General features: G+C 45.3%; 10 protein-coding genes. 2 read left to right on the forward strand and 8 right to left on the reverse strand.

The window, feature by feature from the left end; translation table 11 throughout:
* Positions 1–10 precede the first annotated feature (10 nt).
* Positions 11–2,941: an ATP-binding response regulator gene (locus HGO97_RS11625; RefSeq protein WP_216241825.1), complete on the forward strand. Its 2,931-nt coding sequence runs from the start codon at positions 11–13 to the stop codon at positions 2,939–2,941.
* A complete protein-coding gene (locus HGO97_RS11630) occupies positions 2,938–4,224 on the forward strand; it encodes an ABC transporter substrate-binding protein (RefSeq protein WP_216241827.1) in 1,287 nt (428 codons plus the stop codon). The genes HGO97_RS11625 and HGO97_RS11630 overlap by 4 nt, the downstream gene beginning before the upstream one ends.
* 152 nt (positions 4,225–4,376) lie before the next feature.
* Here the strand turns inward: HGO97_RS11630 and HGO97_RS11635 are convergent, their stop codons facing one another.
* The 8 genes from HGO97_RS11635 to asnS form a co-directional block, all read right to left on the reverse strand.
* On the reverse strand, positions 4,377–4,616 hold the full coding sequence (locus tag HGO97_RS11635) for an RNA-binding S4 domain-containing protein (RefSeq protein WP_216241828.1): 240 nt from the start codon (positions 4,614–4,616) through the stop codon (positions 4,377–4,379).
* A 95-nt stretch (positions 4,617–4,711) separates the two neighbouring features.
* A complete protein-coding gene (locus HGO97_RS11640; protein ID WP_216241830.1) occupies positions 4,712–4,987 on the reverse strand; it encodes an HU family DNA-binding protein in 276 nt (91 codons plus the stop codon).
* Positions 4,988–5,226: 239 nt separating this feature from the next.
* Positions 5,227–6,957 carry a phospho-sugar mutase gene (locus HGO97_RS11645; protein WP_216241832.1) on the reverse strand — a complete coding sequence of 577 codons (1,731 nt, stop codon included), beginning with the start codon at positions 6,955–6,957 and terminating at the stop codon, positions 5,227–5,229.
* 48 nt (positions 6,958–7,005) lie between these two features.
* Positions 7,006–8,028 (reverse strand): CotS family spore coat protein, encoded by a 1,023-nt coding sequence (locus tag HGO97_RS11650; RefSeq protein WP_216241834.1) that lies wholly within the window; start codon positions 8,026–8,028, stop codon positions 7,006–7,008.
* Between the two features lie 64 nt (positions 8,029–8,092).
* A complete protein-coding gene (locus HGO97_RS11655) occupies positions 8,093–9,427 on the reverse strand; it encodes a CCA tRNA nucleotidyltransferase (RefSeq protein WP_216241836.1) in 1,335 nt (444 codons plus the stop codon).
* 115 nt (positions 9,428–9,542) lie between these two features.
* A complete protein-coding gene (locus HGO97_RS11660; protein WP_216241997.1) occupies positions 9,543–11,153 on the reverse strand; it encodes an ATP-binding protein in 1,611 nt (536 codons plus the stop codon).
* 28 nt (positions 11,154–11,181) lie between these two features.
* Positions 11,182–12,234, reverse strand: coding sequence for a metallophosphoesterase family protein (locus HGO97_RS11665; RefSeq protein WP_216241838.1), 1,053 nt, complete (start codon positions 12,232–12,234; stop codon positions 11,182–11,184).
* A 113-nt stretch (positions 12,235–12,347) separates the two neighbouring features.
* Positions 12,348–13,739, reverse strand: a complete 1,392-nt coding sequence (asnS, locus tag HGO97_RS11670) for an asparagine--tRNA ligase (RefSeq protein ID WP_216241840.1) — start codon at positions 13,737–13,739, stop codon at positions 12,348–12,350.
* Positions 13,740–13,767: the final 28 nt, after the last annotated feature.

Genomic DNA, 13,767 nt, shown 5'->3' on the forward strand with positions numbered 1-13,767 from the left:
GGATAAGCATATGATGAAGATAAGCGAAATTCGGAAACGAAAAGCCATAATCATTTTAATAATAACAATTATCTTTTTTATTCTTGTCACTATTCTGACAGGCGTACTTCTAGCGCGGATTACCACAAAGATGAACAACAGCACGAGTGAAACATTCCTTGCATCAAGCCGGATTATAAAGGAAGGGTTAAATAATAAGATCAGTTTGGATGAAGAAATACTAATCACGTTCTCAGAGTTAATTGCATCTGAACCCACATCACATTTAGAATATACCCTGCAAAATTATATAAATTCCTCAGGTTTTTATAAAATAACTTATCTGGATATGAACGGAAAAGGGATTGACAGTACCGGAAATCCGGCCAATCTAACGGAGCTGCCTTTCACTGATACTGCATTGACCAATGGACAACACAGTAATTCTCCTGCTTACCACGGAAACAGCGGATGGCTGGAAATTGCATACCAGACTCCTGTCATGAAGAACGATACCCAGATTGGAGCATTGTATGCACAGAGAATCCTGGAGGATTTCAACAGCCAGTCCTTATTTATGTTTCATAATGGGCAGGGACTTGCTTATGTTATTGACTCAGATAACGGAGAGTGGCTCATTACCTGCAAGGGTGACAGAGGATCTGACACCCTTTATGGCTTTCTGAAAGATGGGGGCAATCAGGAGAGTACCCTGCTCGCATTGCAGAACGCCATATCCGAAGGTAAAAGCGGTACAATCACCATCCAGTATCATAAGACAGAGTACCTGCTCTGCTTTCTTCCTCTGGACACACCGTATGGAAGCTGTCTTATAACTACGATTCCCAAATCTATCATCCAACACGAGGCATTTGACCTCCTTGATATACTTAAGGTACTGCTTCTGGTACTGCTTGCTGCCGGAATCCTCATTTCCCTGCTGGTTGCCGGAAGGCAGTCCCTAAAGGCCAGGTCCCGGGAAAGAGAGTATCGGGAAAAGCTATTTGAAAACCTTTCTACCAATATTGATTTTGCCTTCATGCTCTATACTCCTGCTACACACAAGACAGAACTTCTTTCTAATAATATTTCAGAAATTATCGGGGTTCCGGTAAAGCAGGCCTTAAAAAGCCCAGAAATCATCTTTCAGTACTTTGGACCAGAGATGGAAGAAATGGGGGATGCCTTTTTAAATGGGCGCCTTACCACACAATGTCTACAGGAATGCAAGATTGGGGATGGCCCGGATGAAGTTGTACGTTGGATCGCAGTCCATATGATTCCAGCCGATTATAACCAATACCTTGCTGTTTTTCATGATACTACAAAGGAACACCATATGAGGGAAACTCTGGCAGATGCGCTGGAACAGGCCCGTAATACTAATCAGGCCAGGACACTGTTCTTCTCTTCTATTTCTCATGATATCAGAACACCTATGAACGGAATTATTGGGATGACCAATATCGCGATGTCGAACCTGGACCACCCGGAAAAAGTCTCTGCATGTCTGCAGAAGATTTTGACTGCTTCCGATCACCTCCTTGCATTGATCAACGAAATATTGGATATGTCCCGCATAGAGAGCGGTAAAATCAACCTTAAGGAGGAGCAGATAGAACTTCCCACACTGATATCGAACATACTCAGCTTTATCAAGCCTGAAATACAGCGCAAGCACCATGAGTTGATGATGAAATCCTCTGTCCTTGAACACGATACCTTTATCGGGGATGCACTGAACCTGCAGAAGGTTTTCCTCAACCTACTGTCTAATGCAGTCAAGTACACTCCTGATGGAGGCCATATCATTTTTTGTATTGAAGAATTAAAGCACTCCCAGGATATTGCTGATATCCGTTTTATCGTTGAAGACAACGGAATTGGTATGAGCGAGGATTTTATGAAACGGATCTTTCAGCCATTTGAGAGGGCTGAAGACAGCAGGATGAGCAAGACCACGGGGACCGGCTTAGGCATGTCGATCACAAAGGGAATCATTGATTCCATGGGCGGACATATCCAAATTGAAAGTCAGATTGATAAGGGGTCCCGATTCACCGTAGAGATTCCGCTCAAACTTCCGCCTGACAGCACTGCGAAACCGCCGTTCTTTGGCAGATACCCTGTCCTGCTTGCAAGTACAGACACTGAAGCCCTCGATAGTATCAGCCAAATTCTGGATGGTACAGGCCTTAAGACCGATTGGGCAGCATCCAGCCTCGAGACATCAGCAAAGGTAGCGGAAGCCCACCAAAACCAGGAGGATTATTTTATCATCATCATTGAAAACAGATTGACCCCGCTATCTGGGATTGAGACCGCCAGACAGATCCGGTCTCTGAAGGGAGGCAGCAACCCGATCATTCTTTTATCCACGTATGACGAAGAAGAGATAAAAGAAGATGCAAGTTCTGCTGGTATAGACGGTTTCCTTACAAAGCCATATTTCAAAAACGAGCTGCTGGAAACCCTGATGAACTATATGCCGACCGAAGATTTCCCTACTCTTCAACCCCCATCTTATGTCTCTCACCGTCTGGCACCACATTTATCAGGATTAAGAATACTGGCTGCAGAGGATAACGAATTGAACCGTGAGATTATCTGCGAACTATTAACAGCAAAGAATGTGCAGGTGTTGTGTGTTGAGAACGGAAAAGAGGCCCTGGAAGAGTTTGAAAAAAGCGCTGCCGGTGATTATCAGATGATACTCCTGGATATCCATATGCCTGTCATGGACGGCCTGGAGACTTCCCGTTCCATCCGAAGCTCCTCCCATCCAGATGCTTCGGTCATTCCGATCATCGCCATGACTGCCGATGTATTTGATGAGGACATCCACAAGAGCAGAGAGGCCGGAATGGATGGACATCTGAGCAAACCAATTGTTTTAGAAGAATTATTTGCAATTATCAATCAATTTAAAGAGGGCCGCAAGGGCGTGGAGGAAAAAGAATGATAAGAAAAAGAATGCTTTCTGCAATACTTATATCGGTTCTTCTTTGCATCATCACATGTACTGCATGTAGTAAAAAAGATGATGTCTATATTGCAGAAGATTCCGAAAAAAGTATCATCACTCTATTTACACAGGGAATGAATGTTTCCGATGCAATCGAGGAATACTGTCATAACCTAAAGAGCAGGTCGGGCCAGAGCATTGTCCTATACACCGATTCTGCTGATTACTATGACGATGAAGGGCTGTCTTACCGCGAACTGCTTGCCAAACGTCTGGCCTCAGGTAAAGCAGATGATATCTACCTAATTCCTGCAGAGGATGTGCTGGATTTCAGCAGCAAAGGATATATCTATGACCTGTCCGATCTGGAATGTGTGAATAACCTTTCGAATGATGCACTAATACAGAGCACTTATGACGGTAAGATATTCTCTATCCCCCTGTCCTATACCTGCTTTGGATTTGTTTGGAATATGGACATGCTTCGTAAGTACGGACTAGAGCTTCCGAACAACCTTGAGGAATTCTGGACAGTCTGTGAGAAGCTAAAGCAAAATGGAATCGTTCCATATGGAGCGAACTGTGACTTCGGGCTGGGACTCCCTGCTATGTGCGCTGGACTATATGATGTATATCAGAGTGATGACTCCGACCAGCTCCTTACTGATCTCTCCGATGGTACCACACCAATCAGCACCTATATGGAGGACGGGTTCTCTCTGATAGAAGAGATGATTGCCCAAGGATATATGGACCCGGAGCAGGCAATTAATACGCTTCCCTTTTCCGAAGAAGAAACGCAATATTTTGCAGATGGAAAATGTGCCTTCATCAGTGCACTGTACCGCGCAAAGACGTTTGAAGGATACTCCTTTGAAATCGAAATGACTCCTCTTCCCGTTTTGGAAGAAGGTAAAATCTGCGTAGTAGGCGCAGATCAGCGGCTTGCTGTGAATCCGAATTCCAAACAGCTTGATGATGCGCTCACGATTCTAGAATACATGGGAAAGACTTCGACTTTGGACTCTATCGCAAACGAGCTTGGTAAGATTTCCTCTTCCAAAAATGTAACTGCTCCTGATATCCCTGAATCTGAAGAAATCATCTCCTATGTGGCGCATGGAAGGCAGATTCCGAACCAGGATTTCAGACTCCATTTTAATGTGTGGAATAATGTCAAAGAACTGGCTCTTAAGGTCTGCCAGGGAACTAATGCTCAGGATGCCGCTGCAGAATATGACGAACGACAGAAAACAGAGATTGCCACATATGGGCAATAATCCACCCATTCAGAATTTTCCTAAGAATAGACTGGAGATGCTGCAGATTCAACTAACCGATTTATCATCGGATGAATCTGCAGCATCCCCTTTTTCTTATCTAGAACTGCCGCCTTTATAGGCAGTTTAAGGCTTTTGGTATAGTTCTTCTCTTACAAGTATCGGAACAGGTCCTTGGCCTCTTCCTTCTTCGTCGTATCCTGGATATCCAAAACCTCAGCCTTCACCGTCTTTGTCCCAAACTGAATCTCAATAATATCACCCGGCTTTACCTTCACAGATGCCTTGGCCACAGTTCCATTGACCAGGACTCTCCCTGCATCGCATGCCTCATTGGCAACACTGCGGCGCTTAATCAGCCGTGAAACTTTTAAAAACTTATCTAAACGCATCGTTTCTTCCCTTCCTATTACATAAATAAAGCACTTACAATGCGGAACATCATAAGTGCTTTTTCGTGTGTCTATCTTGATTGATTCAATACCAATTAAGCGTTAACAGCGTCTTTTAATGCTTTACCAGCTTTGAATTTAGGAGCTTTGCAAGCATCGATCTTCATTGTCTTACCTGTCTGAGGATTTCTTCCCTCTCTTGCTGCTCTTTCGCTTACTTCGAATGTACCAAATCCAACTAACTGTACTTTATCGCCTTTTTTTAACTGCTCGGATACCACATCGATAAAAGCCTTTAATGCTTTTTCGGAGTCTTTCTTAGAAATTTCTGCCTGTTCTGCAATAGCTGCAACTAATTCTGTTTTGTTCATGGATAAATTCCTCCTCTTTATTGTACTAGAATATAACATTCTACAGTTTAATAAAGGCACTCATGTACTGGCGTTCACATGATCAGCCCTTATGTACTGTTATAACTGTTCCGCTTATTTTTGTCAAGGATTTTTCCCGTATTTACGCGGTTTTCGGCACTTTTTTAGGGTTTTTTAAGAAATTTCCAATCGGAAATTCCGATTGGAAATTTATTCCAGTATTTGCCGGTTGGATTATATTACATCATCTTGTCAATCATTGCAAGAACTTCTTTTCCCATCTGCTCAGATTTGGTATCTGCGTCTTCTACCGATGTTCCTTTGACTCCATAATAGAACTTCACTTTCGGCTCTGTTCCAGAAGGTCTTACACATAACCATGCGTCATCTGTCAGGTCATAATAGAGTACGTTGGAGTTCGGAAGGCCTGTCCCAGTTACTTCACCTGTTGCCATGTCTTTAATCGTATCTGCCTTATAATCTCTTGCCTTGAGCACCTTGTATCCTGCGATCTCCATCGGAGGATTCTTACGCAGCGTCTCTAAAATCTCCTGAATCTTAGCCAGACCTTCAATTCCCTTCAATGTGATGGACTGGATATCGTCTTTGTAATATCCATAACGGTCATACATTGCAATCATAGCATCCCACAGGTTCATGCCCTTTGTCTTATAGTAAGCAGCAGCCTCGCAGAGCGCCATAGTCGCAACGATGGCATCCTTGTCCCTTGCATGAGTTCCGATGAGGCAGCCATAGCTCTCTTCAAATCCAAATAAGTACTCGCCCTTACCACTTGTCTCAAATCCAAGGATCTGCTGTCCGATAAACTTAAAACCAGTCAGTACTTCAATCAGCCCGGCATTGTAATACTTCGCGATTGCATCTGCCATGTTAGAGGTAACGATCGTCTTGATCAGATATCCATCCTGTGGCAGTCCTTTGAGCTCTTTTCTCTGTCCAATCTCATAATCAGCAAGCAGGCATCCTGACATGTTACCTGTCAGAGTATGGTATACACCGTCCTTGTCCTTCACACGCACGCCAAGACGGTCTGCATCAGGATCTGTAGCAAGTACGATATCCGCATCCACTTCCTTCGCCAGCTTCAATCCAAGATCGAATGCTTCTGCTGCTTCCGGGTTCGGATAAGATACGGTCGGGAACTCTCCGTCCGGCAGCTCCTGTTCTTTTACCACATATACATTCTCAAATCCGAGCTCTTTTAAAATACGGCGGGCAGGAATATTACCTGTACCGTGCAGAGGGCTGTATACGATCTTAAGGTCTTTGCCGACTGCATCGATCGCATCCTGGTGGAGCACCTGCTTCTTCAGCTCTGCGATATACGCATCATCCACTTCTGCCCCGATCACCTCATAAAGTCCTGCTGCCTTTGCTTCCTCAAGGCCCATAGTCTTCATGGTCGTGTAATCTTCTACTGCCTTTACCTCATCCATGATTCCTTTATCATGAGGCGGAGTGATCTGTGCGCCGTCTTCCCAATATACCTTGTATCCGTTGTACTCCGGCGGGTTATGGCTGGCTGTAATATTGATTCCTGCAACACATCCTAACTTTCTCACTGCATAGGACAGCTCCGGTGTCGGACGTAAGGATTCAAATACATATGCTTTGATTCCATTCGCAGCCAGGCATAATGCCGCTTCATCTGCAAATTCCGGTGACATACGGCGGGAATCATATGCAACTGCGACTCCCTTGCCTGCATTACCGCTCTTATGAATGTAGTTCGCCAGACCCTGTGTCGCTTTTCTAACGGTATAAATATTCATACGGTTGGTTCCTGCTCCAATGATACCGCGCAGTCCTGCCGTTCCAAATTCCAGATCTGTATAAAAACGCTCTTTGATCTCGTTCTCATCCTCTGCGATCCCTTTTAGCTCTGCCTTCGTGTCCTCGTCGAAATATGGATTGGATAACCACTCCTCGTATCTTACTTTGTATTCCATACTGGTACCTCCTGCCTTAATAGTATGTTCCTATTATACAACAGGCGGCTATAAATTAAAAGTAAATATATTCTCTAAAAACCGCAGTTTTTCTTCCGTCTGCGTAATTGCAGTCTGTAATTTCTCTACATTTTTCTCAGGAATCCAGGCTTTATTTGAATGATAATAAGTATTAGCCGTCTTCCAGAACTTTTCAGGATAGGCCAGGCAGAGTGCGATATATTCCAGTTCCCGGGAATCCAAAGGACGTACCCCTTGGTATGCGTCCAGCATAGAGAGTCCTAAGTTCTCTTCCCACTGATGCTTTTCCATTACTTTCCTCAAAAAGTAGTAGAGGTCCTGTACCTGTACATCTACGCGAAAATGCTCGAAATTTGTCGATGCGATTCCACCCTGGGTAAACAAGACATTGTGATAATTATAATCGCCATGGATCATCCTCTGATTCTCAATGCTTTCCTGATACAGACTGTCATATTGTGAGGCTTCCAGGCGTTTTGTCACCTGCTCTGCCAGAGTATACATGTTTTCAAAATATTCGAGGAACAGAAACTCAAATGCACCTTTGGAAACTTTATTCCTGATAAATGTACGCACCTTTTTGAGCTCTCGGTTATGGCGCAGAAATTCATCTCTAAGGTGCCGCCCCGTAGGCGGACGAATTACGATTTCTTCTTCGAAATTATCCCGCTTCCCGCAAATTTCATGCCACTGCATCTTTTGATGGAGCTGTGCCAGGTTCCTGGATGCCTGGAGAATTTCAAATTCTCTTTTCACATCACATTCCCTGCCGGAAAACCATTTTTTCAGCATATACCTGGTTCCATCCTTTGATACACTGGTCAGATTGCCCTCTCTGTTGCGGATAGGAGTATCTACGTTCGGATAGCCGTCATCTTCCAGATTCTTTAAAACCAGATACAATAAAGGGGCACGCCTGTCTGAAACATCCGCTTCCTTCAACAGCATCGTGCCCTCTTTGGTATCGCAAAAAAACGCACCCCTGATCTTGCGGGTGCCTTTCACTTCTATGTCATACTGCTCTAATACTTCTAACTCATAATCTCTCATGGCTGCCCCCTGCTTCTACGATTCATAACTCTTTCTAATCTATGAAAGGGGCAGCCCGAGTATGCTAAATGCCGAGCTTTTCTTTTACATAATCACACAATTTCTCTCTATCATTCATGTCCGGATCATCAATGACAAGCTCCAGCAGCTCACTTAGCATGTCGCCCATCTCTTTTCCGGGCTGCATGCCGAGCTTTAACAAATCTCTTCCACTGACCTTGAGCTGTCTCAAGGTCACACACTGATCATTGAGCAGAGCCTCCTGATACAGCTCTCTCATCGCCACAATATTCTCAATCTTCGCACGGCGCTTGTAAGGACTCTGTGCTTTCACATCCGCCATACGTACTGCCAGATAATACGGGAACAGCTCTACACCGATCCGGTTCATGGCACGTCGGACGTTCTGCGGCGTGGCCTCGATCCGGTAATCATGATAACATACCAGACGAGTCACCTTCTTCACAGTCTCATTATCAAACTTCAGACGTCGAAGGACCGTCCTTGCGATCTCTTCACTGACGAGTGCATGACCCTTAAAATGATCCCTGCCTTTTTCATCTGTCGTCCTCATGGCCGGTTTGCCCATGTCATGGAAAAGCATGGTCAGGCGCAGGATCTTGTCCTTCTTCACATTCTTCAGCGCATGGAGCGTGTGGTCCGCCACGTCATACTTGTGGTGAGGCGTATTCTGCTGCACACCGACCATCGCATCCCACTCAGGCAGAATCACCTTTGTGATTCCCAGCTCGTAAGCATCCTGAATCAGTTCTGGATGATTAGAGGTCAAGAGCTTTACCAGCTCCACCTGAATCCGTTCTGCACTGATGTTCTTTAATGTAGGTGCCAGGGCACGTACTGCTTCTGCCGTATTTTTTTCAATCGAACATGAAAGCTGTGCAGAAAACCGTACCGCCCTCAAAATCCGCAGTGCATCCTCTGAAAAACGCTCCATAGGGTCACCTACGCACCGAATCAAATGGTGGTTGAGGTCCTTCATCCCGCCGAACACATCCACCAATCGTACTTCATCATTATAGGCCATCGCATTGATCGTAAAGTCCCTGCGTTTTAAATCCTCCTCCAGATTAGTCGTAAAGGTGACCTCCTTAGGATGACGGCTGTCCGTATACTCCCCGTCGACCCGATAAGTCGTGACCTCGAACCCATCCTTCCCAATCATGACCGTGACCGTACCGTGCTCAATCCCGGTATCCACGGTCCTTCTAAACAGCCTCTTGATCTCCTCCGGCTTCGCAGAAGTCGTAATATCCCAGTCCTCCGGTCTGCGGCAGAGGATAGAATCCCGCACACAGCCTCCCACAGCAAACGCCTCATAGCCATGCAGCTGAAGATTGTTAATAATCATAATCACTTTTCTAGGTAACTCTATCTTCATGTAAATCTTCCTTTCAAAAGGTGACTGCAAAGGGGTCTGGCCCTTTTGCCCGCCATTTTCAGAATTGTTTTACAATTTACCGCGTCTGCATGCCGTCCCATCGGACTTTTTCCGTCTATACGATACGCGATAAAATTTCCTGTTCACGTTTTTGACAAGTAAATATTATAACTTGTCTTTGCTGTTCGCTCAACCATTTTAAGGTAGATTTTAATCTTTTTTCGTCATAAAATGCGAATGCATCATCAAATATAATCGGAAGAGGATCTTCACAGAGCATTTCTGCTGCCGCCATGCGCAGTGCAAAATACACCTGCTCTATCGTTCCACAGGATACACGATCGATGGGAATCCTGCGCCCATCCTCAAAAAGGGTCATATTCAACTGCTCATCCACCAGAAGCTTTGTGTAGCGTCCCTGTGTTATCTGCTCTAAAATGTGGGAGGCCTTCTTGTTCAAGAGCTTTCCAAATCCCTGAGTCATATTCCGGGAGGCCTCCAACAGTTTCTCCTCTGCAAGCTTAAGAGCCTGGGCAGACGTCCTCAGACTTTTCAGCTTTCCACCGGGCATATCCAGTTCAGACAACTGTTCCTGAAGGTTCTGGAAGCGAATCTGCTTTTCCTTGAACTCAGCTTTAATGCGGTCATTTTCCCACTCCAGCCTTTGCAGCTCAGTCCGGGTCTGCGGCCTTAGCTCAACCACAGTCTTCTCCTGCACAGGTTCCTGATACTTGCGTCCATCTCTCCGGCCTCTCAGCCACTTTATGCCTCCCAGACATACCAACAGGATACCTATTCCCAGAAAAATCCAGGCCAACACAGATATAGCTCCTCCTGAAAAAACGCCCTGAGATGAGGTAAATGCACTCCATATCCGGCCCGCTATTCCTGCTGCTATTCCTAATCCCCCTAACGCGATCCAGCTTTTTGCATTGTCCGTATCTGCCCCCGGACCAGCTTCCTCAACAACGTTTCTTCCCCTTATGTTCTCCACATCTTCTGCTTTCTTATCTTGGGATTCTTCTTTCTGAACCAAACGAAGCTTCTGTAGTTTTTCCTGATTCACTTCCAACTCTGTCTGCAGCCGCTGTGCATCATTGGTCACATACCGGCATTCCTGCCTTACGATTTCCTTCTTCTCTTCCTGTCTGTCAATCAGGCCCTTTATCTCCTGCTCCACAGACTTTCTTCTATTCTGCAGAGTCTCCAATGCGCCTCCTAAATCGACCGTACTGCTGCCCGTCTCATAATAATTAGCCGCATAATTTTTCAACTCTTCCGCTAATTCCTGTCCCGGTCTTGCCAAAAGCTGCCCGACTGCAATTGTGTTTTCAAAGGACTCTTTCGTCATCCCGCCCAGGAGCATTTCCAGGTCACCATCTTCTATTGACAACTCTTCGCCATCATCCTCGCAGATCAAAAGCGCGCTCTTCGTATACCTGTCAAAACTGCGTTCCAGCCGAAACGTCTTGCCACCGCTCGTAAACCGCATGACTCCTGCATAATAGTTCGGATTCTCCCATGGTTCATAACGGCTGAATTCATCATTCTGAGCCGCTCTTCCGCGGCCTCGCTCCAAACCGAACAGCATGGCCTTGATAAACGCATAAATCGTCGACTTCCCATATTCATTTTCACCATAAAAAATCTGAATTCCATCTTTTAAAAGGAATTGACGGTTTGAAAATTTCCCGAAATTCTTTATATATAGTTCCTTAATTACCATGTTCTCCAACTTTCTTCCTCAGACAGCCTTATCTCAGACAGTTCTCTAACAACGCCTGTACCCCTTCCTGCAGGGCCTGATATTCCATGCTGTCTTCTTCATATCCTTGAAACTGCTCGATGAACTTTCCAATCAGATTATCCCGATTCTGCTCGTAGAGTTCTTCATAATTATATGCGGCCCGGGTCTGATCCTCGATTTCCAGAATGTTTCCATAAATGTCCATATGCTCTGTATCAAATTCCACATCCGCATCCCGGTAACCACGGAGTATAAATTTGTAGATATTCTGCGTTCCCCGGCTCTCGATCGTAGATTGAATGTGATTCTTCACACTTCCGTTTGTCATCTTCTCATTCACACGCAGTGCCAGATGGATATATTCGCGTGAAGCAAACGGGATGAACTCGACATTTACCCCGTTTTCTGTGATTTCTCCCCGCACGAACCCATGCCCGCCTGTATCATTCCGATCGACTGGCTCCAGCGCTCCTGCATAGAGCGCCATATTTCTGATCACTGCCTGAGGTTTATGGATGTGTCCCAAAGCAATATAATCAAACCCTGAACTTTCCAAGATTTCTTTCCTGATCGGTATATGCTTTTCATCCCCTCCGTGTGCCAGGAGAATCTCATGAGCCGCCGCTAACGGCGCCTTGATACTGTATCGTTCCTCACGAATTTCCCGCGTATGATAGCTCAGACCATACACCGCCAGGTCATACTCCTTAAGCATGACATATCCCATCTCGCTCCCGAACAGAGGGTGCACATTTTCACACCATTGAAAGGTACGGTAATAGGAGCCTTTCTTAATATAATCATGGTTTCCTGCAATCAGCACGACCTGTGTATGTGATAATGTAGAAAATAAGTAATTCACTTCTTTTAATTCACGCAGAAGAGGCTGTCTGTGGAACAAATCCCCCGCAATCAATAAGAGATCTGTCTTCTCCTCCTCGCACAGGGAAATCACTCTTGAAAAGCTGTCCCATATCTCCTGCGCGCGCCCGGAGCTATAGGCAGTTCCTGCGTCCGGCTGTGCTCCCAGGTGCACATCCGCTATGTGGATAAATCTCATTCTGTCCTCCAACATCTCTATTTTTATGTATGAATCCTGCATAAAGTCAATTGAGGACGTAACCCTTTTCAGGTGTGTTACGTCCTCAATCAATATGTCACAGTTCGCTGTATTTACAGGTCACAGTTATTCACTGTTCTTGGGAATGGCACAACATCACGGATGTTGGACATTCCAGTCAGATACATGACGCATCTCTCAAATCCGAGTCCAAATCCTGCATGTCTTGTAGAACCATATCTTCTAAGATCCAGATAGAACTTATAATCCTCTTCCTTTAAGTTCATCTCTTTCATTCTCTCAAGCAGCTTATCATAGTCATCTTCTCTCTGGCTGCCTCCAATGATCTCCCCGATTCCAGGTACCAGACAGTCTACCGCTGCTACGGTCTTACCATCCTCGTTCATCTTCATGTAGAATGCTTTGATCTCCTTCGGATAATCTGTTACAAATACCGGACGCTTATAGATCTCCTCTGTCAGGTATCTCTCATGTTCGGTCTGAAGATCTGTTCCCCAGGTTACTTTATATTCGAACTTATCGTTATTCTTTTCAAGCAGTTCTACCGCCTCTGTATAAGTCACTCTTGCAAAATCAGAGTTCACAACATTCTGCAGTCTGTCCAGAAGCCCCTTGTCTACAAAAGAGTTGAAGAAGTTCATCTCTTCCGGAGCATTCTCAAGTACGTAAGAAATCACGTATTTCAGCATATCCTCTGCCAGGTCCATGTTATCATTGAGGTCCGCGAATGCGATCTCCGGCTCGATCATCCAGAACTCTGCCGCATGACGTGTCGTATTGGAGTTCTCAGCACGGAAGGTCGGTCCAAAAGTATAAATACTTCTGAATGCCTGTGCAAATGTCTCACCGTTGAGCTGTCCACTTACGGTCAGGTTCGTCTCTTTCCCGAAGAAATCCTGACTGTAATCTACCGTTCCATCCGGGTTCTTCGGCACATTGTCCATATCCAGAGTAGTCACGCGGAACATCTCTCCTGCACCCTCACAGTCACTTCCTGTGATCAGCGGTGTGTGCACATAGACAAACCCTCTCTCCTGGAAGAACTGGTGAATCGCATAGGCAATCAAAGAGCGCACTCTGAATACTGCCTGGAATGTATTTGTTCTCGGACGCAGATGAGAAATCGTCCTAAGATATTCGAAACTATGGCGTTTCTTCTGCAGTGGGTAGTCCGGCGCGGATGCTCCCTCTACTGTCACTTCATCTGCCTGAATCTCAAATGGCTGCTTTGCCTGCGGGGTCGCAACAAGTGTACCTGTCACGATGATAGCTGCCCCTACATTCTGCTTGGAAATCTCTCCAAAATTCTCCATATTATCATGATATACGATCTGTAATGGTTCAAAATAAGAACCGTCATTCACTACGATAAAACCAAATGTCTTGGAGTCGCGGATACTGCGGATCCATCCTCCAACAGTCACCTTCTTGTCCAGATATTCTGCACTGTTTTTAAATAATTCCCGAATTGTAACTAGGTCCATAACAACTACTCCTCACTTCATCTTTTTT

The sequence above is a fragment of the Faecalicatena faecalis genome, from assembly GCF_012524165.2.
Taxonomy (GTDB): domain Bacteria; phylum Bacillota; class Clostridia; order Lachnospirales; family Lachnospiraceae; genus Faecalicatena_A; species Faecalicatena_A faecalis.

Bases quoted from the DNA above. Each gene is read 5' to 3' on its own strand.
- HGO97_RS11630 (WP_216241827.1), top strand. From the start codon at position 2,938: ATGATAAGAAAAAGAATGCTTTCTGCAATACTTATATCGGTTCTTCTT.
- HGO97_RS11660 (WP_216241997.1), bottom strand. From the start codon at position 11,153: ATGGTAATTAAGGAACTATATATAAAGAATTTCGGGAAATTTTCAAAC.
- asnS (WP_216241840.1), bottom strand. From the start codon at position 13,739: ATGGACCTAGTTACAATTCGGGAATTATTTAAAAACAGTGCAGAATAT.
- HGO97_RS11650 (WP_216241834.1), bottom strand. From the start codon at position 8,028: ATGAGAGATTATGAGTTAGAAGTATTAGAGCAGTATGACATAGAAGTG.
- HGO97_RS11640 (WP_216241830.1), bottom strand. From the start codon at position 4,987: ATGAACAAAACAGAATTAGTTGCAGCTATTGCAGAACAGGCAGAAATT.
- HGO97_RS11665 (WP_216241838.1), bottom strand. From the start codon at position 12,234: ATGAGATTTATCCACATAGCGGATGTGCACCTGGGAGCACAGCCGGAC.
- HGO97_RS11655 (WP_216241836.1), bottom strand. From the start codon at position 9,427: ATGAAGATAGAGTTACCTAGAAAAGTGATTATGATTATTAACAATCTT.
- HGO97_RS11635 (WP_216241828.1), bottom strand. From the start codon at position 4,616: ATGCGTTTAGATAAGTTTTTAAAAGTTTCACGGCTGATTAAGCGCCGC.
- HGO97_RS11645 (WP_216241832.1), bottom strand. From the start codon at position 6,957: ATGGAATACAAAGTAAGATACGAGGAGTGGTTATCCAATCCATATTTC.
- HGO97_RS11625 (WP_216241825.1), top strand. From the start codon at position 11: ATGATGAAGATAAGCGAAATTCGGAAACGAAAAGCCATAATCATTTTA.